Below are 22,027 nucleotides of genomic sequence, written 5' to 3'. Positions count from 1 at the left end.
TGAAGCGGGCAAACACCAGACCGGCTTTCCCGGTCGAACAGTAGTCCCGTCCCGTGCCCATGCAGGCCGCGGAACGCGGTGCATAAGAAATAGTTGTTGGGGGATGACGACCACGCTTGCGCGCAAGGCCGCTGGGCCGCGTGCGGGTAACGATCGCCCATTCTGCCTCGGTTCCTATCGCGGCGGCGGGGAAAGCTTTTTACACGCGTGAGGATGCCATGAACAAGAAGCCAGACCCTCGGCCCACGTTGCCGGCACGGATACAGCCGCTCCCGGCGAAACCCGCGGAGCCGCTGGTACGCGGGCGAAGCCGCGAAATCAGCCTGAGGCCGCTGTGGCAGATCGCTCCGCGCCTTGCCAGCTACGGCATGGTCGCCTTCATCATCTGGGTCATCCTGTCCGTGATGTTTCCCCCGGTATTCAACCGCTCGTCCGAGCGCGCCGTGGTCAACAGCCCGGTGAACCTGGTGACCACGCCGGTCGAAGGCGTCGTCACGCGCCAGGCCGTGGCGGTGGGTGGCACATTCGGGGCCGGGCAGCCGCTGATGACGCTGCAGAACTCGAACCTTGACCGTGCGCTGCTGGTGGACCTGACCGGCAAACGGCTCGACAACCAGACGCGCCTCGAGGCCGCGCGGGCCAAGCTCGCGTCGGACCAGTCACGGCTCGCGTCGACGACCCAGGAAATCCAGCGCTACCAGACGGCCGCGCAGCGTGAACACGCATCGCGCATCAAGGGCATCGAGGCGAAGCTTTCGGTCGCGCGCCAGCAGATTGACCAGCAGGAAGACGTGGTCAACCGCAACCAGGCCATGCAGTGGGCCGGCGCGGTCAGCGAAGCGTACACCGATGCCTCGCGCAACCAGCTCACCGTGCTGGCCGGCCAGCGCGACGCGATTCAGGCAGAGCTGGAGAGCGCGCGCGGCAGCAGCGAGGCGGCGCGCGGCAAGGTCTACATGAGCAGCGCCGACGGTGCCGTCGGTGCGCTGGTGCAGCGCCAGGACGAACTGCGCGCGAGTATCGCCCAGACGCAGTCAGAGATCGCGCAGCTGCAGGAATACGGCGAGTCCGTCGACAAGATGGTCGCCACCGAGCAAGAACGGCTGGACCGTGTTTCCAACCTGGAAATCAAGGCCTATGCAGGCGGCGTAGTGGAAGACGTGCTGGCCCCGCCCGGAACGCGCGTCGCGGCCGGTGCCACGCTGATGCGCACGACTAACTGCAGCCAGCCCCGCGTGGTCGCGGTATTCCCGCGCAGCCTGAGCAAGGACCTGCTGCCCGGCACACGCGTCACGGTCCACGTGGATGGCGTAGGCAAGCCCGTTTCCGGGGCGGTGGCCGAAGTCCTGCCACGTGCACCAGACGGCGATCAGGCGCGCTACTTCGTACCCTTCCCGCCGATCGAGAAGAACGAGGTCTACCTGATCGCGCGGCTCGACAAGCCGCTGCCCGACCTGCCAGCAACCGGCACGCAGGAGACCGACCGCTGCGCGCTTGGCCACTGGGCCAAGGTCAGCCTGAACAGCTCCTGGCTGCACAGCCTGATGTGAGCCGGTTATCGAAGTCAAAGCGAACGCCCGCAGGAAGGAGGACACCGTGCAGCGTTATACGATCCAGGCCTTTCCCGCGCGCAGAGCCGGGCTGCTCGCGGCGATGCTGCTGGCGTGCTCCGTGTTGAGCGCGACGGCCATGGCAGCACCCGCGGCCACGCCGGCTGTGCAGGCGCGCGAGCAGTTGCTGCGCGACGGCTGCAAGACACTGGCGGCACGCGTAGCCGCCGTGCCCGGCAAGGGACCCGTGATGCTCGGCAGCTACGAGCCCGCCCCGGGCGGCGAGCCGCTGCCGCCTCCGCTGCAGCAGTCCGCGTTTGTCTATGACAACGCGCTGGCCGGCGTGGCGCTGATCGCTTGCGGCCAGCCGGACGCCGCGCGCCGCATCGCCGATGGCGTGGTGGCTGGCGCCACGCGCGACCGCCACTACCACGACGGCCGCGTGCGCAATGCCTATCGTGCCGGCGCGGTGCCGGACGGACCAGTACCGATGCCCGGCTGGTGGGACGCGCCGAGCAAGCGCTGGTTCGAAGACGCCTACCAGGTCGGCACCGCGACCGGCAACGTGGCCTGGGCGGCGCTGCTGCTGCTGGCCACCTACGAAGCCACGCATGAGCGCCGCTATCTCGACACCGCCGCGACGCTGATGACATGGATCGACAAACAGACCTTCGGCAGCGAAAGCCCGGCCGGCTACATCGGGGGCTACTTCGGCCATGAGCCGACGCCGCGCCGCCAGGGCTGGAAGTCGACCGAGCACAACGTCGATGCGTACGCCGCGTTCCGCTGGCTCGCGCTGCGCACTGGCGACGCGCGCTGGAATGCCGCAGCGCAGCGCGCGCGCGAGTTCGTCGACGCGATGTGGCAGCCCGGCGATGGCCGCTTCGCAATCGGCACGCGCGACGACGGCCGCACGCTCAACGGAGAACCATCGGCGCTGGATGCATCCCTGTGGCCGCTGATCGCAGTGCCCGAGTCAGCCGCATCGTGGCGGCGTGCACTTGACTGGACGCGCACGCACCACGCAGCAGGCGGTGGTTATGGCTTCAACGCGCGGCCCGACGGCATGTGGACCGAGGGCACGGGCCAGGCTGCGCTGGTGCTGCGCGCCAGCGGCCGCGACGACGAAGCGCGCGCACTGTGGCCGCTGCTGCGGGCGCAACGCGCACCGTCGGGCATGTTGTTTGCGACGCCCGAACCGCGCATCCGCACCGGCCTGTCCATCGGGCCGGATTCGACCACGGAAGACTTCTACTACTACCACCTGCCACACCTGGGCGCGACCGCCTGGGCCGTGCTGGCCGCTTCGGGCTGGAATCCGTTCCAGCCCGGCGGCAACTGCCCGGCCTGCAAGACCGTCGCCGCGCAGGCGCAGGCCCCGCCCGACGACACACGCACGGAGTGACGATGTTCGCCTACTTTCTTGAAAACCGCATGCTGGTGCAGATCAATGCCGGCGCCTTCCTGATCGCGGTGCTGTGCCTGCGCGGTGACCGCCACCGTGCCGCGGACCGATGGCTGTTCGGCACCGCCGCAGGGGTTCTGCTGGTGGTGTATTACGTGTGGCGCGCGTCGCAGACGCTGCCGGACTGGCGCATGGATTTCCCAAGCCTGTGGTCGTACACGTTTTTCGGCTTCGAAACCCTGACCATCGCCTATACGCTGATCTCCATCATCACGCTGACGCGTACTTCAAACCACAGCGCCGCCGCCGATGCCAGCGAGGCCAGCCTGCGGCGCAGCCGCCCGGCGCCCGCCGTGGACATCTTCATCGCGACCTACAACGAAGGCCTGGACGTGCTCGAAAAGACGATCGTCTCGGCACTGGCGATCGACTATCCGAACTTCCGCGTGTGGGTGCTGGACGATACGCGCCGCGACTGGCTCAAGGCCTACTGCGCACGTGTTGGCGCGTGCTACGTGACGCGGCCCGACAACGCGCATGCCAAGGCCGGCAACCTCAACAACGGCCTGATGCACAGTGCGGCACAGCGCGGCGGCGGCGCGCCATTCATCATGGTGCTGGACGCGGATTTCGCCCCCAATCGCAACATCCTGCTGCGCATCGTCGGGTTGTTCGACGACCCCGCCGTGGGCGTGGTGCAGACGCCGCAGTTCTATTACAACGCCGACCCCATCCAGTACAACCTGCGCTCGACGGAATGCTGGGTCGACGAGCAGCGCGCGTTCTTCGACATCATGCAGCCGGCCAAGGATGCGTGGGGCACGGCGTTCTGCATCGGCACTTCGTTCGTGGTGCGGCGCGAGGCGCTCGCGCGCATCGGCGGCTTTCCGACCGGCACCGTGACGGAAGATATCCACCTGACCTACCGGCTCATGCCGCATGGCTACACCACGCGCTGGCTGAACGAACGCCTGAGCGTGGGCCTTTCCGCTGAAGGCCTGCCCGAATACATCAGCCAGCGCAGCCGCTGGGGGCTGGGCACGATCCAGGTCGCGCTGACGGCCGACGGTCCGCTGCGCGGGCGCGGCTACACGGGCCTGCAGCGCTTGCACTACATACACGGACTGCTGCACTGGATCAGCCGGCCATTCACGCTGATGCTGCTGGCAGGGCCTCTGCTGTACTGGTACTTCGACGTGCCAACGCTGTATGGCGATCCGCTGCAGTTCCTTGCCTATGGCGTGCCTGCGCTGCTGCTGTACTGGGCGTACAGCATCTGGGTGACCGGGTCGCGCGCGATGCCGATCTTCACCGAGGTCACGCAGATCGTCGCGGCGGTGGCTGTCACCGCAACGCTGGCCAGCGCGGTGATCAAGCCGTTCGGGCGGCCGTTCAAGGTCACAAACAAGGGACTCGACCGATCGAAGCTGGTCGTGCACGGCAAATTCGCCGCGCTGTACGGCGCGCTGTTCGTGCTGACCGGCATGGGACTCGCGCGCGCCGTCGCCGCAGATGCCGACGCGCCGGGCGTGTCGTTCAACATCGCGTGGACCGTGGTGTCGATGGTGCTTTACCTGGCATCGCTGCTGGTGTGCTTCGAACTGCCGCGGCCGCGCAAGGAGGAGCGCTTCCCATATCGCGCGCGCGCACTGCTGCGCCTGCATGGTGCCGACGGCACGCCGCGCGAGTTCGCGGGCGTCACCCAGGATCTCTCCTGCAATGGCGCGGGGCTGCGCTGCGCGCGCGCGGCCGATGTCCGGCCCGGTGCCGAAGGCGCGTTCTGGCTGGCGCCGCTGGGTTGGGTGCCATGCCAGGTCGCCCGCACGCGCGACGGGCTTGTCGGCGTGTCGTTGCGGCCGGATATGGCGGCACGGCACCGGCTGATCCGGCTGCTGTTCAGCGAGCCCGCCCACAACATTGCCAATCAGGGCAGGCCGCGCGTCGCCATCGCACAGTTGCTGCGCCGCGCGTTTGCCGGCTGAAGCGGATAACACGGATGAGCCACATGAAAGCACAGCAAACGCGAACCCTCCCTCCGCTCCTGCGTATCGCGACAGTTGCAATTCCGCTGGCGCTGACAGCCTGCACGCTGGAGCCCACGTACGAGCGTCCCGACCAGCCGGTGCCCAACGCCTGGCCAACCGGAGCGGCCTATGTGCAGGGCACAGGCGTGCAGGCGCAAGCGCAGACGCCGGCTGCGAGCCTCGGATGGGAGGACTTCTTCACCGATCCGGGGCTGCGCCGGCTGATCGAACTGGCGCTGGCCAATAACCGCGACCTGCGCATGGCGACGCTGGCCATCGACCAGGCGCGCGCGCAGTACCGCATCCAGCGGGCCGCGCAGTTCCCGTCCCTCGATGCCAACGCGAGCATGGTTGCGACGCGCATACCCGGCGCGCTGATCGGCCAGGGGGCGCAGTCATCGGTCATCCATGCCTATGCGGCTGGCGTCGGCTTCAATGCCTTTGAGCTCGATGTGTTTGGCCGTGTGCGAAGCCTCAAGCATGAGGCGCTGGAACAGTACCTGGCTGTGCAGGAGGTGCAACGCAGCGCGCAGATCAGCCTGGTGGCGGAGGTTGCAAGCGCCTACCTGACGCTGCAGGCGGACCGGGCGCTGCTGAAGATCTCGCAGGACACGCTGAAGGTCCAGCAAGACACCGTGCAGATGGTCGAGCGCAGCAAGCGCGCAGGCGGCATGGCGCAGATCGACATGCATCGCGCGCAGACGCAACTCGAAACCGCACGCGTCGGCGTCGAACAGTACACACGTCAGGTCGCGCAGGACGAAAATGCGCTGACGCTGCTTGTAGGTACGCAGTTGCCGGCGGACCTGCCGGCGCCGCAACCGTTCGAGAACACGTCGTTCGTCGCAGAACTGCCGCCTGGCCTGCCCTCGGCGCTGCTTGAGCAACGGCCTGACATCATGGCCGCAGAGCATCGGCTGAAGGCGGCAAACGCCGACATCGGCGCGGCGCGCGCAGCCTTCTTCCCAAGCATCTCGCTAACCGCGGCGATCGGCGTCGCGAGCACCGCGCTGGCCGGGCTGTTTTCAAGCGGCATGGCGTGGGCGTTCGCGCCCCAGATCACCATGCCGATCTTCCATGGCGGGGCTAACCAGGCCAGGCTGGATGCGTCGAAGGTACAGAAGGACATCAACGTCGCCGCCTACGAAAAGACTATCCAGCAGGCGTTCCGCGAAGTGGCGGACGGCCTCGCAGCGCGGGGCACCTATGACCGCCAGGCGGCAGCGCAGGAAACCCTCTCGCGCGAGATAGAGGAAACGCGGCGCCTCTCCGAGATGCGGTTTCGCAACGGCGTGGACAACTACTTCCCGGTCTTCGACGCGCAGCGCCAGCTTTATTCGGCGCAGCAGACGCTCGTCACCATCCGGCTCGCACGGCTGACGAGCCGCGTCGATCTTTACAAGGCGCTCGGCGGTGGCTGGTCCCAGCATACAGCCATGGCAGAGGCCCCGGCCGCGCAATCTGCAGCGCCCGGCGCCCAGGCCGCCAGCGCCTCGCTCCGGACCGGAACGGCTTCCCGCTAAGAAGCCCACCCGGCGAATGCAAAACGGGCACCGGCGATGCTTCGCCGGTGCCCGCCATGACAACGTCCGCTGTATCGCCAGCTCAAGCCATCTCAATAGCGCGGCGACGTGGACGACGTGCCGCCTGACGTGGCGCCACTGGCTGTCCCTCCGCTTGACGTCGCGCCCGGCGCCGTACCATAGCCACTTCGCGGACGGCTGCCGGTGTTGTCGTTGACGGAGCCCGAGCCAGTCAGCGTGCCGCCGCCGGCGCCAGAACCGGACGCTGTGCCGGTCGCACTGCAGCCCGCCAGCGAGCCAAACGTGGCCGCCGCCATCATGCAAATCAGTATTTTCTTGCTCATGCTTTCCTCCATCGAAGCCTTGGTGACCGGCCGGCAGGCCAGCCTTGAGCCGGACCCGCTCTGCATGCCGATCCTGTGTTGGCAAAGGCAACTGCCATACCAACGCCGGTTCCGGCTCCAAACCCCGCATATGTGCTTTGCTTTGCCTATCTGGTTGTGAGTCTGGCTTTCTGGGGCAACGTAAGAACTTCCCGCCAATGTAGAAAATTCCCCTGAATCGATGGCGCGTGCGCATCAAGCGTAATTCCGGGCAAGATGATGCTCTTGCCGGCGCGGCATGCCACTTGCGGCAATACCGGCAATGCGCAGGGCACGCCGCCGCACCTGCATTACGGCATCTACACGGCCGGCGGCGCTATCAATCCCTACCCGCTGGCGGTGCCAACACGGACGCCCGCTGGCACGGGCAAACAAGCGAGGCAGCCATGAATCCCGCAGACGACGAACGCGCCATCCGTGAACTGGTAGAGGCCTGGTTCACCGCCAGCCAGCGCGGCGATACCGACACGGTGCTGGACCTGATGACGGACGACGTCGTTTTCATGGTCCCCGGCCAGGAACCCTTCGGCAAGGCCGCCTTCGCGCAAGCATCCGCGGGCATGGTCGGTGTGAAGCTGCAAGGCAGCTATGACATCCGCGAACTGCAGGTGATCGGCGACTGGGCCTACCTGCGCAATTTCATCGACCTGACCATCACGCCGCCCGACGGCAGGGCGATGCATCGCTCGGGCTACACGCTCACGTTGCTGCGCAGGGAGGACAACGGCAAGTGGCGGCTGAGCCGCGACGCCAACCTGCTTGCCGCGAGCCCGCCGTCAGCCTCCTGACGGATGTCGAGCGGGGCGGCACTTCATTCATAGGGAAGAACGCACGCCCGCGCGATGGGCGCCACCGCGTGCGATGCCCACGATGAAATCCCCATCCAGCCATTCCGTCCCGCTGCGTACGTGCACCAGTGGCGGCTGACCGCCCGCGATCGGATCCTGTGCGTTGCCACGCGTCGGCACGCCGCGCGCGCGATATGCCGGATGGCTGCCTAGCACCTCTCGGTTCAGCGCGTCGCTGAAGTAAAGCTGGCTGGTCAGCACCTCGGCATTCGCGAGCAACACCTTGAAGTGGATATGAACCGCGCGCGGCCGGTACCAGCCGGGATAGATCGTGACAAACGCAGCGGCACCATCAGCAGCGGTTGGCTGCACGCCGCGCAGAAAACGCGTAGCGTCGCGCGGCCCGTCTTCACCGCTATAGCTGCCTTCGGCATCGCAATGCCAGATGCTGACCAGCGCACCCTGCACCGGCGTGCAGTCATGGTCGGCATCGACAACCATCAAGCGCAAGCGCAATGGCTGGCCGGGCCGGCCGTCGCGGATATCGCTGCGCAGTTGAGCGTCGCCGACATAGAAGGGGCCCTCAGTGGCGGCCGGGGTCAGCAGGCAGGCGGCGGCGTTCGGGCTTAGTGTTTGCGCCGCGCTTGCGGGGGCCAGGGTTGCTAAGGCGGCCAGACTGCCGAGGTCACCGAGGAAATCGCGGCGGGAGCTCTTTTCGCGGTCTTCAGGAGGCGAGACGGTCATCTGAGGCTCCCCTTGATGCATCGTGACACCAGTCTATGCTCGCCTGCCGCCGGAAAAAAGGACTGTGGCCGCACTGATGTGAGCAGGTTCAGTGCGGCGTCGTTTGGGACGGATCACAAAGAAAAAACCGGCACCACGAAGTGCCGGTTTTTTATGATGCGCCGCGCATTCACGCAGCGTTGTCACCGCGAGTACGCTCAGTCTTCCAGCTTCGGCAACGAAGCACTAACCGCCGACGACAGCAGCCCCGTCTTCGCATACGTCTGCAGCTTCTCGCGAGTATCCACGATATCCAGCGTACGCATGGTCAGCTGGCCAATACGGTCCAGCGGCGTGAACATCGACTCACCCTTCTCCATGGTCAGCCGTTCCGGCTTGTAGGTCAGGTTCGGCGAGGTGGTGTTCAGGATCGAGTAATCATTGCCGCGGCGCAGTTCAATGGTCACTTCGCCGGTCACGGCACCCGCCACCCAGCGCTGGGCGGTTTCGCGCAGCATGATGGCTTGCGGGTCGAACCAGCGGCCCTGGTACAGAAGGCGGCCAAGGCGGCGGCCGTTGTCGCGGTACTGCTCGATGGTGTCTTCGTTATGGATGCCGGTAATCAGGCGCTCGTACGCGATGAACAGCAGTGCCAGGCCCGGGGCTTCGTAGATGCCGCGGCTCTTGGCTTCGATGATACGGTTCTCGATCTGGTCGCTCATGCCCAGGCCATGGCGGCCGCCGATGACGTTGGCTTCGGCGAACAGCTCGACGCTGTTGGCGAAGGTCTTGCCGTTCAGCGCAACGGGCTGGCCCTGCTCGAAGCGCACGGTGACTTCCTCGCGCTTGACTTCGACTTCGTCACGCCAGAACTGCACGCCCATGATCGGCTGCACGATGCGGATGCCCGAATCCAGGTGCTCCAGATCCTTGGCCTCGTGGGTGGCGCCCAGCATGTTTGAATCCGTCGAGTACGCCTTTTCAGCCGACATCTTGTAGTCGAAGCCGTTCTGGCGCATGAACTCGGACATCTCGGCGCGGCCGCCAAGTTCGTCGATGAACTGCTGGTCCAGCCACGGCTTGTAGATCTGCAGGCCCGGGTTGGTCAGGAGGCCGTAGCGGTAGAAACGCTCGATATCATTGCCTTTGAACGTGCTGCCATCACCCCAGATATTGACGCCATCTTCCTTCATCGCGGCAACCAACATGGTGCCGGTGACGGCGCGGCCGATCGGGGTGGTGTTGAAGTACGTGACGCCGGCGGTGGAAATGTGGAACGCACCGCACTGCAGTGCGGCGATGCCCTCGGCCACGAGTTGCGTGCGGCAGTCCACCAGGCGGGCTTCCTCGGCGCCGTAGGCCTTGGCGCGGCGCGGGATGTCGTCGTAGTCAGGCTCGTCGGGCTGGCCCAGATTGGCCGTGTAGGCGTAAGGGATGGCGCCCTTCTGGCGCATCCAGAGAAGCGCCGCGCTGGTGTCCAGGCCGCCAGAGAACGCAATGCCGACGCGCTCGCCGGTGGGAATGTGCTGAAGGATGGTAGTCATCGCCAGAAAATCTATGTGAATTTGTCGGCTCTTGAAGCAGCTTTCGGCCGCGGTCGAAGCGCTGGGACTCGGCTGGCCGGGTCACGGGCCGAATCAAGGTGCCGGAAAGGTCCAAAGGCGAATTGTGACACGGCGGCGGGCTTGCGCCAAACCCGGCGTCCGAATGGCCTGCGGACAGGCGCTGCGAGACCGTTCAAAACCGGCGAACGCGCCTTTAAAAACTCTCGACTGGTTCGGCCCTGGGGCGCTCCCTATACTCGGCCGCATTGTTTTGCGAATGCGGGAGTTGTCATGCTTCATCGTGCCCTGGAAGGCGTGCGTGTATTGGACCTGTCGCGCATCCTGGCCGGCCCCTGGTGCACCCAGAACCTGGCGGATCTCGGCGCCGAGGTGACGAAGGTCGAACACCCCGAGCGGGGCGACGATACGCGCGGCTGGGGCCCGCCTTACATGTCGGCGGCCGATGGCAGCGACGCGCGCCTGTCCGGCTATTTCATCAGCTGCAATCGCGGCAAGCGTTCGGTGGCGATCGACTACGGCACGCCCGAAGGCACCGCGCAGGTGCGCGAACTGGCGCGCGAGGCAGACGTGCTGGTCGAGAACTACAAGGTCGGCACGCTGCGGCGCTACGGGCTGGACTACGACCGCCTCAAGGCGATCAACCCGCGACTGGTCTACCTGTCGATCACCGGCTTCGGCCAGGACGGGCCGATGGCCGACAAGCCGGGCTATGACTACGTGTTCCAGGGAATGGGCGGGCTCATGAGCTATACCGGCCAGCCCGACGGCAGTCCTGGCGCCGGCCCGCTGCGCACCGGCGTGGCGGTGGTGGACCTCAGCACCGGCATGTACGCGACTTCGGCCGTGCTTGCTGCGCTGTACCAGCGCCACGCGACCGGCGTCGGCCAGCACCTCGATATCGCGCTGCTCGATGTAGCCGTGGCGCTCAACGCGAATCAGGGTGCGAATTACCTGGTATCGGGCGAGAACCCCCAGCGCAGCGGGAATGCGCACCCGAACTGCGCGCCGTACGAAGTGTTCCGCTGCGCGGACGGCTACCTGATCCTCGCCATCGGCAATGACGGCCAGTTCGCCCGCTTCTGTGCAGTCGCCGGTATGGCCGACCTGGCACAGGACGCGCGCTACGCGACCAACTCGGCGCGTATCGAAAACTTGCCGCAACTGCGCGCACTGCTGACGGAGATCTTCCCGACACGCACTCGCACCGCATGGACGGACGCCTTCGATGCCGCCGGCGTGCCGTGGGGCCCGATCCACACTATGGAAGAAGTCTTTGCGCATCCGCAGGTGCGCCACCGCGGGCTGCAGCAATTCGCCGAGCACCCGGTGATGGGCACCGTGCCGATGGTGCGCAACCCTATGCTCGCCGGCCACACCGGACCGTCGCAGCCGCCGCCGCTGCTGGGCGAACACACCGCGCCGGCCTGAACACAATCGATATCCTGATACGGAGACACCTGATGAAACCGACTTATCCTGTCCTCGCACTGCTGGCTGGCCTCGGCGTGGCGGGCACCGCGCAGGCGGCCTGGCCTGATCGCCCCGTCAAGCTGATCGTGCCCTACGCGGCAGGCGGCACGACCGACATCATCGCGCGCATCGTCGGCACGCGGCTCGGGCCGGTGATTGGCCAGCCCGTCGTCGTCGAGAACCGCCCCGGCGCGGGCGGCGCCGTAGGCAGCGCTTACGCGGCCAAGCAGACGCCCGATGGCTACACGCTGGTGATGGAAGTCGAAAGCTCGCACGCGGTGAATCCGAACGTGTACCTAAAGACCGCCTATGACCCGGTGAAGGACTTCGATCCGATCAGCAACCTCGCCGACGTGCCCAACGTGCTGGTCGTGAACCCGGCTTTCCCGGCGACCGACCTGCAGGCGTTCATCAAGCTGCTGAAGGCCAATCCGGGCAAGTATTCGTTCGGCTCGTCCGGCAACGGCGGCCTGAGCCATATGAACGGCGAACTGTTCATGAACGAGACCGGCACACGTATGCTCCACGTGCCGTACAAGGGCCTGGGCCCCGCACTCAATGATGCGGTCGCAGGACAGATCCAGGTCGTGTTCGACAACATTCCGTCCTCGTCGGGGCTGATCCAGGGCGGCAAGCTCAAGCCGCTGGCCGTCGCGGCGAAACAGCGGCTCAAGGTGCTGCCGAACGTGCCGACGTACGCCGAAGCCGGGCTGGGCGCGATGAACAATCCGTCGTGGTTCGGCCTCGGCGCGCCGGCCGGCACGCCCGCACCGATCCTCGACAAGCTCAACGACGCAGTGCACAAGGTGCTAGCCGAGCCGGAGGTCATCACCGCCATCGAGAAACAGGGCGCGATTCCGGCATGGACCTCGCGCAAGGCGTTCGGCGACCTGATCCGCACGCAGAACGCGCATTGGAAGAAGGTGGTCGAGGATATCCACTTCACGAAGCTGCAATAAGCCACACATCGAGGAATACATCATGAGCGAACACGCCTCCAACACGCATGCCGGCGTCGAGATCGACGAGCGCGGCGTTGCCACGCTGACCATCCGTGAAGCGGGATCGCTGAACATCCTGGGCACGTCGGTGATTGCGGACCTCACGCGCGTGGTCAACGCACTGGCCGCCAATGACGCCGTGCGGGTGCTGGTGGTACGCGGTGCTGGCGAGAAGGGATTCATCGGCGGCGCCGATATCAAGGAGATGGCCGCGCTCACACGCGAATCCGCCGAAGTCTTCATCAGCGGCCTGCGCGGCCTTTGTGATGCGCTGCGGCACTTTCCGGTACCCGTGATTGCACGCATGCCGGGCTGGTGCCTCGGTGGCGGACTGGAACTGGCACTCGCCTGCGATATCCGCATTGCCGCGGACAACGCGCAGCTCGGCATGCCCGAGGTCAAGGTCGGCATCCCGTCCGTGATTCATGCCGCGCTGATGCCGCGGCTGATCGGCAACGCTCGCGCTGCCTGGATGCTGCTGACGGGAGAACTGTGCGGCGCGGAAGAAGCGCTGTCGTGGGGGATGGTGAACCGCGTAGTGCCGCTCGCGGAACTGGACGCGGAAGTCGAGCGCATTGCCGCGCTGTTCGCAGGCTTCGGCCCGCAGGTCGTGCGCCAGCAGAAGCGCCTGCTGCGAGAGTGGGAAGAAGCGCCGCTCGATGTATCGATCAACAACAGCGTGGCCGAGTTCGGCCGCGCGTTCGATACGGGTGAGCCGCAGCATCACATGGCGACGTTCCTGAATCGCAAGCGGTAAATCAACGCAGTCATCACGGTGCGGTCGACGCGACCGTACCGCCCTCGCGCGTGGCCGCCACGCGCGGGTCATTGAGCAGGAACTGCACGAACGCAGCCGCAAACCCGGGCAGCTTGCCATCGGCGCGCACGATCAGGTTGAGTTCACGCAGCGCCCACGATTCGGCCAGCCGCACGCCCACCACGCGCGCGTCGCGCAACGCGGCCGCCGCGACGCTGCGCGGCACCAGCGCCACACCGACTCCCGCCTCCGCCAGCGACAGCACCGCCTCGAAGCTGTGCGCATGCAGTCGCACATTGGGGCTTTTGCCCGCACGCTGCGCCATGTCGCGCAGGAACAGGAAGTTGCTGCTCGTGCGGCTCATGCATACGAAATCGAATGCCAGCGCCGCGCCGAAGCGCACCTCCGCCTCGCGCGCGAGCGGGTGGTCCGCCGCCACGGCAAGAATCAACTCGTCGACGGCATAGCGCACCGCGCGTACGCCGGTGGTATCGAAGTCGCCAGCGAGGATGCCGACGTCGGCTTCATGCGCAGCCACCGCGGTCAGGATGGCCTGGCTCGCACGTTCTTCCAGGTCGATATTCACATCCGGGTTGGCCGTCAGGAAACGGCTCACGCTCGGGATGATGAAGCCGTTGAGCGAGCTGCTGTTCGCCAGCAGCCGGATGTGGCCCTTGAGCCCGGCGGAAAAACGCCCGACCTCGCCATGCATGCGCTCCACGCCAAGCAGCAGTTCGCGCACGTGGACCAGCAGCGTCTCCCCCGCCGGCGTCAGCTCCATGCCGCGCGCATTGCGCACGAACAGCGGCGTGCCCATTGCATGCTCGAGATTCTTCAGCCGGTAGCTCGCCGCCGACGCCGTGATGTGCGTGGCAGTCGCCCCGCCGGAAAGGCTCTGCGCGTCGGCAATGGCCTGGAACAGGCGCAGGTCGGTCAGTTCGTAACGCAATGCAACCCCATTTGTGTGTCTGTAGCCGCCGTGCCAGATTGAATGGAGGCGGCGCGGTCATTCTATGCCATCACTTGTGCCGTAGAGGGCGCCGCTGAAGTGCCGGCATATCGATGTGGACGCCGTCCAGTTTCTTTGCTAAGGTATTGTGGACGGCGTACACAAACGCAGTGACGCCGCTCGCCGCGGATGCAACGTTCCCGGCCCCAAGACTGATTCCCTCCGGCCATGCGCAAGCGTGTCCCCCAACAGGAGATGTCCATGCTAGTCCAGCCTTATCTGTTCTTTGAAGGCCGTTGCGAGGAAGCACTCGAGTTCTACAAGAAGACGATTGACGCCAAGCCCGGCATGCTGATGCGGTTCAAGGACAATCCCGAAAAGGACAAGGTCGGTGCCGGCGAAGGCTGCGGTCCTACTGCCGCCATGGATGACAAGGTCATGCACGCCGAGTTCAAGGTCGGCGACAGCCTGATCATGGTGTCCGACGGGCGCTGCACCGGCAATCCGCAATTCCAGGGCATCGCGCTGTCGATCACGTACGACAACGTAGCGGCGTTGGAAAAGGCATTCAACGGCCTGACCGAAGGCGGCCAGGTGATGATGCCGCTGTCCACGACCTTCTTCGCCGAGAAGTTCGGCATGGTGACGGACCGCTTCGGCGTGCTGTGGATGCTGATCAAGCCTGCCCAGCACCAGTAAGGCGGCGCTCCGACTGATCCGCAAGGGGGCCTCGCCTCGCTTACAATGCGCGGCTCGGCGCCCTTGCCGGAGACCAAGCCGGAGATACCGCCATGGATGACCGCCTCAACGAACTCGAGATCAAGCTCGCGTTCCAGGAAGACCTGCTCGAAACGCTGAACCTGACCGTCGCGCGCCAGCAGCAACAGCTTGACCTGCTGCAGGAGCAGTTCCGCGCGCTCTATCAGCAGGTGACCAGCGCGCCCTCGACGGCTGCCGAGTCCAACCCGCAGCACGAAATCCCCCCGCACTACTGAGCCTCAGGCCGCACTTGGCCGTGCCTTTGTTCCCGCACTGGAACGCTCCTCTGCCGATCCGTGTCTGACAGGCACTACGCAGACAACATTGCGCCAATGCGCGCACCCAGCCTCATGCGCCTTCATCGACGCCTATTGATTGCCGCGGCGACCGTTGCCGTGACGACCGCCGCCCACGCTGGCTACAACATCTGGACCGGCGAATACACATTCACGAAGCAGGAACTGCAGCAGGCCGTGGACAAGCGCTTCCCGGCCACACTGCGCTATGCGCAGGTCGTCAGCGTCCAGCTCACGCGCCCGCGCCTGGTGCTCGACGATGCCAACAACCGCATCACGACGCAGATGGATGCCCGGCTCACCAACGCGCTGACGGCATCGCCGCCGGTCAACGGCACGCTTTCGCTGAACAGCGGGCTGCGCTACGACAAGGCGCAACGCGCCGTGCTGCTGGACAACCCGACCGTGCAGGACGTGGAAGTCCAAGGCATGGCGTTGTACAAGGAGCAGCTCAATGCCATCGGCGCGGTGGTCGCGCAGCAACTGCTGAAGGATTACCCGATCTACACGTTCAAGCCGGAGGAGCTGCGCTTCGGCGGCAAGGACGTCGAACCCGGCGCGATCACCGTGGCGCCGGAAGGGATTCGGGTCGAAGTGAAGGACCAGTAGCGCTCAGCCGGCCGGCGGAGGCGCTTGTGGCGTGACAGGACAGCCGGCACACTCCTCCAGCAGCCCGACCAGCAACTGGGCTGCGCCTGACAGATTGCGTCCACCGGGGTACACCAGCGTCAGCGGTAAAGGCGCCGGAGCGAGGTATTCCAGTATCAGTGGCGCCAGCGTTCCCGCGGCCAACTCCCTGCGCACGGCCTCGTGGGTCGCGAACAGCACCGCGTCAGACGCGCCGGCCACCTCGCACAACACCTGCACGTTGTCACACTCCAGCCGTACCGGCAGTTCGTCGGCACTGGGCAGTCCGAAAAGCGCTGCCAGTTCGCTGCGCGCGCGTGGCGGCAGCGTGGTCGTGGCAAGCCCAAAACCGGCAATCTGCCCGCGCACCGCCTCCTGACCGAGCCCCGCCAACGGATGCCCCGGCCGTACGAAGAACCCCATGCGCTGCGCTGGCAACTCCCGCACCTGGAAATCCGCCGGCGGCGGCAGGCTGTGGGTCACGGCCACGACAAAATCGAGCTCGTCGCGCTGCAGCTTTTCGAGCAGCCGACGCCAGCTCTCGGTTTCCACGCGTACCACCAGCCCGGGATAGTCGCGCGCCACGCGTGTCATTACGGAGCCGAGGAAGGCCGCGGCAGGGAAAGAGCCGACGCCAAAGTTCACCGTCCCCGTCTCGAAGCCGCGCAGCCGCCCCGCTTCGCGCTGCAGCGCACGCACATCGCCGAGCATGCGGCGTGAACGCTCCAGCACCATTGCGCCGGCTTCCGTCAGCACCAGCCCGCTCGCGGCACGGTCCACCAGTTGAAGCTCCAGCGTTTCCTCGAGCGTCTGGATGCTGCGCGTCAGCGCCGGCTGGGTCAGGTTGAGCCGGCGCGCGGCGCGCGAGAAGCTGCGCTCTTCGGCCAGCACCGCGAAATGCTCGAGACGACGCAAGCTGAGCATATAGATTTATTTCATAGGGAAGGCCACAAATATGCATTGGATTTCACGGTACGGCAATCCCTATACTCGGCTCGCAGACCTGCCAGAGAGCATCGAGCGCCCCACCGGCGCCACGGCTGCCCCCTACGGAACATTCCGGAACAGGAGACAAGATGGACCGCCTTGCCCCGCAAGCGCGCGGAACCGCGCGCCTGAGCCTCGCCGTCATTGCCGTCACCGTCGCCGCATTCACTGGCAACCCCGCCAGCGCGGCCCCTCCCAACGATTGGCCGCAGGCCGGCAAGCCGGTACGCGTGGTGGTGCCGTTCAGCGCCGGGTCGGGCAGTGACGGCCTGCTGCGCTTGATCGCCAAGCGCGTGTCGGACCAGACCGGCGCGAACCTGATCATCGACAACAAGCCGGGCGCCGGCACGTTCATCGGCGCAGCGGATGTGGCGCATGCCCCGGCCGACGGCCACACGCTGCTCTACACCATCGTCGTCACCCACACGCAGAATCCGCATCTCTACAACAAGCTGCCGTACGACGCGTTCAAGGACTTCACTCCCGTGGTGCAGCTCGTACGCTCCGCCACCGTGCTGGTGGCCAACCGCAACGCGCCCTTCAGCAACGTGCGCGAAATGGTGAGCTACGCGAAGCAGCATCCGGGCGCGCTCAACTTTGCTTCGTACAGCCTCGGGTCCACCTCGCACCTGAACGGCGAGATCCTGCAGCAGCGCGCCGGCATCGAGATGGTCCACGTGCCGTACAAGGGCACCGCCGATGCCACCCGCGCACTGCTGGCTGGCGACGTGCAGGTCTATTTCGACGGCACCTCCACCGCGGTCGAGAACGCGCGTGCCGGCAAGGTCAAGCTGCTCGGCGTGGCGGCCGACAAGCGCCTGACGGTGCTGCCGGACCTGCCGACCATGGCCGAGCAGGGCGTGCCGGGGCTCGACATCGTCGGCTGGCAAGGCGTGTTCGGGCCCGGCAAGCTGCCGCCGGCCATTGCGCAGAAGATCGCCAATGCGTTCCGCACCGCGGTGGAATCGCCCGATATCGCCGAGCTGATCCGCGCGCAAGGCAACGAGATCAGCGGCGCCGGCCCCGATGCGTTCAGGCAGATCGTGGCCAACGACTATGAGCGCTGGGGCGCTGTGATCAAGCGCATCGGGCTCAAGCTCGACTGACCGCCCCGCCAGCAAACCCTGCAAGACACGGCAAAGGAACAGGCAATGCACGATTTAGTCATCCGTGGCGGCACCCTCGTCGACGGCACCGGCCAACCGGCCTATCAGGGCGACCTTGCGATCGACGGCGGGCGCGTCACCCAGGCCGGCGGCAGGGCCGGCACAGCGCGTCGTGAACTCGACGCCAACGGCGCGCTGGTCGTGCCGGGGTGGATCGACATCCACACGCACTACGACGGCCAGGCGACGTGGGATCCGTACCTGTCGCCATCGACGTGGCACGGCGTGACCACTGCGGTGATGGGCAACTGCGGCGTCGGCTTCGCACCGGTGCGCCCGGCCGACCGTTCGTGGCTGATCAAGGTGATGGAAGGCGTGGAGGACATCCCGGGCTCGGTGTTGTCCGAAGGCATCGAGTGGGACTGGGAAACCTTCCCTGAGTACCTCGATGCACTGGACCGCCGTCCCAAGGCTCTCGACATCGGCGCGCAGATTCCGCACGCGGCGCTGCGTGCGTACGTGATGGGCGAGCGTGGCATCCACCACGACGAAGCTACGCCGCAGGACCTCGACCAGATGTGCCGGCTCATGCGCGAAGGCATGGCAGCGGGCGCCCTCGGCTTTTCGACGTCGCGCACGTTCCTGCACAAGTACGACGAGCGCAAGTACCCGCCCGGCACGTTCGCGAGCGGCGACGAGATCATGAGCCTCGGCCGCGTGCTCGGCGAGGCCGGCCACGGCGTATTCCAGATGACGGCCAACCATGTGTCGATGGGCAATGAGCTGCCGTGGCTGGAACGGCTCGCGCGCCACAACAAGCTGCCGGTGCTGTTCAACCTGCAGCAGACCGATCCCGCGCCCGACCTGTGGCGCGACCTGCTGGCCGCACTCGACCAGGCACATGCCGGCGGCGTGCCGCTCTATGGGGGCATCAGCGGCCGGCCGCTGGGGCTGCTGTTCTCGTGGCAGAGCTCGCTGCACCCGTTCATCGCGTGCCCGGCATTCCAGGAACTGGCCGGCCTGAGCTTTGAGGCACGCGTGACAAGGCTGCGCGATCCCGCCGTGCGCGAGCGCGTCCTGACCGAGCCGCGCGCACGCATGGACAAGGGTCTCGAAGCGATGTTCGGTCACTTCGAGCGCATCTTCCCGCTCGGCGGCACGCCCGACTATGAACCGCCACCCGAAACCAGCGTCGCCGCAATTGCGGCCCGGTGCGGACAGACCCCGCTCGCGGCCATCTACGACCTCATGCTGGAGCAGGACGGCCGCGCGATCCTGTACTACCCGAGCTTCAACTACTCCTACGGCTCGCTCACGCACTTGCACGAGATGCTGCAGCATCCGGCCACTGTCAACAGTCTGTCCGACGGCGGCGCGCATTGCGGCTATATCTGCGACGTCAGCATGCCGACGTTCATGCTGACCCACTGGGCGCGAGAACGCACGCGCGGTCCGCGCCTGCCGCTCGAAGCGCTGGTCAAGCGCCAAACCGCGGACACCGCCAGGCTGTATGGCCTGTCCGACCGCGGCACGCTGCAGCCGGGCATGAAGGCGGACATCAACGTGATTGACTACGACGGCCTGAAGCTCCACGCGCCGCGCATGGCTTTTGATCTTCCTGCCGGCGGACGGCGTCTCGTGCAGGAAGCCGATGGCTATCTCGCGACACTGGTAGCCGGCGTGCCGATCTTCGAGAACAAGCAAGCCACCGGCGCCCTGCCCGGCAAGCTTCTGCGGGGCAAGGCAGTGGCCTGACGCGGTCGGTTCAGTGTTCCGGCCTGCGCCGGAACACGACCGCCAGCCCTGCCAGGATCGCCCCCATTCCCGCGATCGCCATCGGCGCCAGCCGGTTCCCCAGCAGCAGATAGTCGAACACGGCCGTGCCCGCCGGCACCAGGTAGAACAGGCTTGTCACGTTGACGAGATTGCCGGCGCGGATCAGGCGATAGAACAGCAGCGTGGCGGCAACGGAGATCACAAGCGCCAGCCATGCCAGCGGCACGAAGAACGCCAGCGTCGCATCGAACGAGAACGGCTGGAACGTCACGCACAGCAGGCATGCCAGGGTGCTCACGCCATACTGCAGCGGCAGCACCTGCGCAGGCGTACTGGTGAGGCGCTTTTGCAGGATCGCGCCGATCGTCACGCTCATCAGCGAGGCCAGCGCGAACAACACGCCGGCCGGCGACAACCGCGCCATCAGCAGGCTGTCGGCCACGACCATGGCCAGGCCGGCGAGGGACAAAGCCAGTCCCGCCATCCGCGCCGCGCCAAAGCGCCGCTCGGTCAGCAACAGCGTGAGCATCGGCTGCGCGCCGAGGATGGTGGCCAGCACACCCGGGGTCAGGCCCCGCTCGAGCGCCAGGAAGTAGCCGATCGAGTATCCAGCCACCATCAGCAAGCCCGCCAGCGCGGCCTGGCACCGTTCACCACGCCGCGGCAACAGCTGCCCCCGCGCAAGCGCGATGGCGATGAGTACGGCGAGCGCCAGCGCAAAGCGCAGCGTGAGCAGCGCGAACGGCGTGGCATGGTCGAGCGCCCAGCGGGCAAAGATCGCACCGCTGCTCCACAGCAGCACGAAAAGGGGCGTCGCGCCCAGGGAAGCCAGCGTACGCTGGCCGGAAGCGGCATCGGTCTGTGCCGCCAGTTGATTGTCAATGCGCATGGGGTTGCACCTGTCGAAAGCATGGCAGGCTCCGGCACGCATGTGTGCCATCAGCGCATTAAAGCGCCAGGGGTGGTGCTACCGGAGACGTAGAGAGGCGCTGCGGGACGAACCCGTCAGCCAAGCAATGCCGGCGGCGGATGGGCGCCGGCGGTCGCCGGGGGTGGCGACGCGACAGGAGGGGGAGAAGCCACCGCCACCAGCGCAGCGAGACCGCGTGCGCGCGCACCGGCCGCAAGGGCTGGCTGGGCGTGGCGATGGCGGGCTGCGTTCATGATGTCGGAAGCGTGGAAAACGATAAGACGAATGAAGCGATGCTAACGGGCGAATGCGTGCCGGTCAATCACCGGGCTGAGCGAGCCATGTCGTCAGTTCGGACAACGCCTGCGCGCATGGCTGCTCGACCTTGAGCGTGAGCATCGGATCGGCTCGCGTCACGCCGAGGTTGACCACGGCCACGGGCTTGCCCATCTGCTCGGCCCACACGCAGAAGCGATAGCCCGAATACACCGTCAGCGACGAGCCGACCACGAGCACCGCGTCCGACTGCACCAGGGCTTCGCGTGCGCCATCGACGCGCTCGCGCGGTACGGATTCGCCGAAGAACACCACGTCGGGCTTGAGCAGACCGTCGCACCGCTCGCACGACGGCACACGGAAATGCGCGAACAGCGGTGATTCGAAGTGGGCATCGCCATCGGCCGCAGGTTCGGCAATCACATCGCGCAATTCGCCGTTCTGCTCGGTGAGCCAGCGCTGCAAGCCGGCGCGGTCATGGCGCGTGCCGCACGACAGGCAGATTGCACTGCCGATGCTGCCGTGCAGCTCGATCACATCCTCACTGCCGGCACGCTGGTGCAGCCCGTCCACGTTCTGCGTGACCAGACGCATCACATGCCCTTGCCGCGCCAGCGTCACCAATGCGTGATGGCCGGCATTTGGCTCCGCCCCGGCCGCCACGGGCCAGCCGATCATGCTGCGCGCCCAATAGCGCTGGCGCCCCGCATGCGAGCCCAGGAAGGCCTGCAGCGTGATCGGCTGCGAACGCTGCCACTGGCCGTTTGCATCGCGGTAGCCGGGAATGCCGGAATCGGTGCTGATGCCCGCGCCGGTCAGCACGAACAGGCGCGGATGGCGCCGCACGAAATCGCCGAGCGCGCTCAAGTGGGCGAATCCTCGGCGGCGGACTGGCGTGCGGCCTGGCGCGCTTCCCAGGCCTTCAGTTCATCGCGGTATCGCTGCATTTCCTGATAGTAGTAATCGAAGATGCAGGGATCGCAGCCGGAGCCGCAGCATTCATTGTCGCCGGGCTGCTCGGGCGGCACGGGACGGGGGTCGTCTTGATCGGGATGGTCTGGCACGGAACAACTCGGAATGGCAAAACCGGCGAGCCGGGGTTGCCAACAGTATATTCCCGGCGGGGCAAGCAGGCCGGCGTGGCGATCTCGA

At 66.4% G+C, this 22,027-nt stretch carries 21 protein-coding genes; 13 read left to right on the top strand and 8 right to left on the bottom strand.

Annotated features, from left to right (window positions below):
- Positions 1–218: 218 nt before the first annotated feature.
- The 4 genes from K2O51_RS07560 (at position 219) to K2O51_RS07545 (ending at position 6,502) form a co-directional block, all read left to right on the top strand.
- Positions 219–1,550, top strand: a complete 1,332-nt coding sequence (locus K2O51_RS07560) for an HlyD family secretion protein (RefSeq protein ID WP_011301345.1) — start codon at positions 219–221, stop codon at positions 1,548–1,550.
- 103 nt (positions 1,551–1,653) lie between these two features.
- Positions 1,654–2,955, top strand: a complete 1,302-nt coding sequence (locus K2O51_RS07555; protein ID WP_049796565.1) for a hypothetical protein — start codon at positions 1,654–1,656, stop codon at positions 2,953–2,955.
- Positions 2,956–2,957: 2 nt separating this feature from the next.
- Complete coding sequence (locus tag K2O51_RS07550; protein ID WP_011301347.1) at positions 2,958–4,937, top strand: glycosyltransferase family 2 protein; 1,980 nt, start codon at positions 2,958–2,960, stop codon at positions 4,935–4,937.
- Positions 4,938–4,951: 14 nt separating this feature from the next.
- Entirely contained in the window at positions 4,952–6,502 is a 1,551-nt protein-coding gene (locus K2O51_RS07545) for an efflux transporter outer membrane subunit (protein ID WP_220630017.1), read from the top strand.
- Between the two features lie 92 nt (positions 6,503–6,594).
- Here K2O51_RS07545 and K2O51_RS07540 read toward each other — a convergent pair whose 3' ends face one another.
- Entirely contained in the window at positions 6,595–6,846 is a 252-nt protein-coding gene (locus K2O51_RS07540) for a hypothetical protein (RefSeq protein ID WP_140949748.1), read from the bottom strand.
- Between the two features lie 425 nt (positions 6,847–7,271).
- Here K2O51_RS07540 and K2O51_RS07535 point away from each other — a divergent pair, with 425 nt between their 5' ends.
- The gene (locus K2O51_RS07535) at positions 7,272–7,673 is read left to right on the top strand and encodes a YybH family protein (RefSeq protein ID WP_220630016.1); all 402 of its coding nucleotides are present in this window, start codon (positions 7,272–7,274) and stop codon (positions 7,671–7,673) included.
- A 27-nt stretch (positions 7,674–7,700) separates the two neighbouring features.
- On the opposite strand, the gene K2O51_RS07530 is transcribed toward K2O51_RS07535, so the two are convergent.
- Both K2O51_RS07530 and argG read right to left on the bottom strand, forming a co-directional pair.
- The gene (locus K2O51_RS07530; protein ID WP_220630015.1) at positions 7,701–8,417 is read right to left on the bottom strand and encodes an intradiol ring-cleavage dioxygenase; all 717 of its coding nucleotides are present in this window, start codon (positions 8,415–8,417) and stop codon (positions 7,701–7,703) included.
- Positions 8,418–8,614: 197 nt separating this feature from the next.
- The gene (gene argG / locus K2O51_RS07525) at positions 8,615–9,940 is read right to left on the bottom strand and encodes an argininosuccinate synthase (protein ID WP_011301353.1); all 1,326 of its coding nucleotides are present in this window, start codon (positions 9,938–9,940) and stop codon (positions 8,615–8,617) included.
- A gap of 291 nt (positions 9,941–10,231) precedes the next feature.
- Between argG and K2O51_RS07520 the strand changes: the two genes are divergently transcribed.
- The 3 genes from K2O51_RS07520 to K2O51_RS07510 are packed head-to-tail and all read left to right on the top strand — an operon-like array spanning position 10,232 to position 13,189.
- Complete coding sequence (locus tag K2O51_RS07520) at positions 10,232–11,389, top strand: CaiB/BaiF CoA transferase family protein (RefSeq protein ID WP_220630014.1); 1,158 nt, start codon at positions 10,232–10,234, stop codon at positions 11,387–11,389.
- A gap of 32 nt (positions 11,390–11,421) precedes the next feature.
- Positions 11,422–12,390 carry a Bug family tripartite tricarboxylate transporter substrate binding protein gene (locus tag K2O51_RS07515; RefSeq protein ID WP_220630013.1) on the top strand — a complete coding sequence of 323 codons (969 nt, stop codon included), beginning with the start codon at positions 11,422–11,424 and terminating at the stop codon, positions 12,388–12,390.
- A 22-nt stretch (positions 12,391–12,412) separates the two neighbouring features.
- Entirely contained in the window at positions 12,413–13,189 is a 777-nt protein-coding gene (locus tag K2O51_RS07510; RefSeq protein ID WP_011301356.1) for an enoyl-CoA hydratase, read from the top strand.
- A gap of 13 nt (positions 13,190–13,202) precedes the next feature.
- Here K2O51_RS07510 and K2O51_RS07505 read toward each other — a convergent pair whose 3' ends face one another.
- Positions 13,203–14,138 carry a LysR family transcriptional regulator gene (locus tag K2O51_RS07505; RefSeq protein WP_011301357.1) on the bottom strand — a complete coding sequence of 312 codons (936 nt, stop codon included), beginning with the start codon at positions 14,136–14,138 and terminating at the stop codon, positions 13,203–13,205.
- Between the two features lie 261 nt (positions 14,139–14,399).
- On the opposite strand from K2O51_RS07505, the gene K2O51_RS07500 reads away from it, so the two are divergent.
- The 3 genes from K2O51_RS07500 to K2O51_RS07490 all read left to right on the top strand — a co-directional run bounded on the left by K2O51_RS07500 (position 14,400) and on the right by K2O51_RS07490 (position 15,802).
- Positions 14,400–14,837, top strand: a complete 438-nt coding sequence (locus K2O51_RS07500; RefSeq protein ID WP_011301358.1) for a VOC family protein — start codon at positions 14,400–14,402, stop codon at positions 14,835–14,837.
- A gap of 92 nt (positions 14,838–14,929) precedes the next feature.
- Complete coding sequence (locus K2O51_RS07495) at positions 14,930–15,133, top strand: SlyX family protein (protein ID WP_011301359.1); 204 nt, start codon at positions 14,930–14,932, stop codon at positions 15,131–15,133.
- Positions 15,134–15,247: 114 nt separating this feature from the next.
- On the top strand, positions 15,248–15,802 hold the full coding sequence (locus K2O51_RS07490; protein WP_041680614.1) for a DUF1439 domain-containing protein: 555 nt from the start codon (positions 15,248–15,250) through the stop codon (positions 15,800–15,802).
- A gap of 3 nt (positions 15,803–15,805) precedes the next feature.
- Here the strand turns inward: K2O51_RS07490 and K2O51_RS07485 are convergent, their stop codons facing one another.
- Positions 15,806–16,744, bottom strand: a complete 939-nt coding sequence (locus tag K2O51_RS07485; RefSeq protein ID WP_011301361.1) for a LysR family transcriptional regulator — start codon at positions 16,742–16,744, stop codon at positions 15,806–15,808.
- A 152-nt stretch (positions 16,745–16,896) separates the two neighbouring features.
- Between K2O51_RS07485 and K2O51_RS07480 the strand changes: the two genes are divergently transcribed.
- Both K2O51_RS07480 and K2O51_RS07475 read left to right on the top strand, forming a co-directional pair.
- Positions 16,897–17,913, top strand: coding sequence for a Bug family tripartite tricarboxylate transporter substrate binding protein (locus tag K2O51_RS07480; protein WP_011301362.1), 1,017 nt, complete (start codon positions 16,897–16,899; stop codon positions 17,911–17,913).
- 45 nt (positions 17,914–17,958) lie between these two features.
- Positions 17,959–19,668, top strand: a complete 1,710-nt coding sequence (locus K2O51_RS07475) for an N-acyl-D-amino-acid deacylase family protein (RefSeq protein WP_140949745.1) — start codon at positions 17,959–17,961, stop codon at positions 19,666–19,668.
- Between the two features lie 10 nt (positions 19,669–19,678).
- Here the strand turns inward: K2O51_RS07475 and K2O51_RS07470 are convergent, their stop codons facing one another.
- The 3 genes from K2O51_RS07470 to K2O51_RS07460 form a co-directional block, all read right to left on the bottom strand.
- Positions 19,679–20,578: a DMT family transporter gene (locus tag K2O51_RS07470; protein ID WP_220630012.1), complete on the bottom strand. Its 900-nt coding sequence runs from the start codon at positions 20,576–20,578 to the stop codon at positions 19,679–19,681.
- 339 nt (positions 20,579–20,917) lie between these two features.
- Entirely contained in the window at positions 20,918–21,742 is an 825-nt protein-coding gene (locus tag K2O51_RS07465; RefSeq protein ID WP_011301365.1) for an NAD-dependent protein deacetylase, read from the bottom strand.
- Positions 21,739–21,939, bottom strand: coding sequence for an oxidoreductase-like domain-containing protein (locus K2O51_RS07460; RefSeq protein WP_224009352.1), 201 nt, complete (start codon positions 21,937–21,939; stop codon positions 21,739–21,741). Before K2O51_RS07460 ends, K2O51_RS07465 begins: the two co-directional genes overlap by 4 nt.
- Between the last annotated feature and the right edge of the window lie 88 nt (positions 21,940–22,027).

Origin of the sequence: Cupriavidus pinatubonensis (genome assembly GCF_019602855.1) — a bacterium.
Classification (GTDB): Bacteria; Pseudomonadota; Gammaproteobacteria; order Burkholderiales; family Burkholderiaceae; genus Cupriavidus; species Cupriavidus pinatubonensis.
Note: the sequence above shows the minus strand (reverse complement) of the source record. Positions and strands in the feature narration are given on the sequence as shown.

What these genes read in the sequence shown, in the direction of transcription:
- K2O51_RS07560 (WP_011301345.1), top strand. Translation starts at nt 219, where the DNA reads ATGAACAAGAAGCCAGACCCTCGGCCCACGTTGCCGGCACGGATACAG.
- K2O51_RS07555 (WP_049796565.1), top strand. Translation starts at nt 1,654, where the DNA reads ATGCTGCTGGCGTGCTCCGTGTTGAGCGCGACGGCCATGGCAGCACCC.
- K2O51_RS07550 (WP_011301347.1), top strand. Translation starts at nt 2,958, where the DNA reads ATGTTCGCCTACTTTCTTGAAAACCGCATGCTGGTGCAGATCAATGCC.
- K2O51_RS07545 (WP_220630017.1), top strand. Translation starts at nt 4,952, where the DNA reads ATGAGCCACATGAAAGCACAGCAAACGCGAACCCTCCCTCCGCTCCTG.
- K2O51_RS07540 (WP_140949748.1), bottom strand. Translation starts at nt 6,846, where the DNA reads ATGAGCAAGAAAATACTGATTTGCATGATGGCGGCGGCCACGTTTGGC.
- K2O51_RS07535 (WP_220630016.1), top strand. Translation starts at nt 7,272, where the DNA reads ATGAATCCCGCAGACGACGAACGCGCCATCCGTGAACTGGTAGAGGCC.
- K2O51_RS07530 (WP_220630015.1), bottom strand. Translation starts at nt 8,417, where the DNA reads ATGACCGTCTCGCCTCCTGAAGACCGCGAAAAGAGCTCCCGCCGCGAT.
- argG (WP_011301353.1), bottom strand. Translation starts at nt 9,940, where the DNA reads ATGACTACCATCCTTCAGCACATTCCCACCGGCGAGCGCGTCGGCATT.
- K2O51_RS07520 (WP_220630014.1), top strand. Translation starts at nt 10,232, where the DNA reads ATGCTTCATCGTGCCCTGGAAGGCGTGCGTGTATTGGACCTGTCGCGC.
- K2O51_RS07515 (WP_220630013.1), top strand. Translation starts at nt 11,422, where the DNA reads ATGAAACCGACTTATCCTGTCCTCGCACTGCTGGCTGGCCTCGGCGTG.
- K2O51_RS07510 (WP_011301356.1), top strand. Translation starts at nt 12,413, where the DNA reads ATGAGCGAACACGCCTCCAACACGCATGCCGGCGTCGAGATCGACGAG.
- K2O51_RS07500 (WP_011301358.1), top strand. Translation starts at nt 14,400, where the DNA reads ATGCTAGTCCAGCCTTATCTGTTCTTTGAAGGCCGTTGCGAGGAAGCA.
- K2O51_RS07495 (WP_011301359.1), top strand. Translation starts at nt 14,930, where the DNA reads ATGGATGACCGCCTCAACGAACTCGAGATCAAGCTCGCGTTCCAGGAA.
- K2O51_RS07490 (WP_041680614.1), top strand. Translation starts at nt 15,248, where the DNA reads ATGCGCCTTCATCGACGCCTATTGATTGCCGCGGCGACCGTTGCCGTG.
- K2O51_RS07485 (WP_011301361.1), bottom strand. Translation starts at nt 16,744, where the DNA reads ATGCTCAGCTTGCGTCGTCTCGAGCATTTCGCGGTGCTGGCCGAAGAG.
- K2O51_RS07480 (WP_011301362.1), top strand. Translation starts at nt 16,897, where the DNA reads ATGGACCGCCTTGCCCCGCAAGCGCGCGGAACCGCGCGCCTGAGCCTC.
- K2O51_RS07475 (WP_140949745.1), top strand. Translation starts at nt 17,959, where the DNA reads ATGCACGATTTAGTCATCCGTGGCGGCACCCTCGTCGACGGCACCGGC.
- K2O51_RS07470 (WP_220630012.1), bottom strand. Translation starts at nt 20,578, where the DNA reads ATGCGCATTGACAATCAACTGGCGGCACAGACCGATGCCGCTTCCGGC.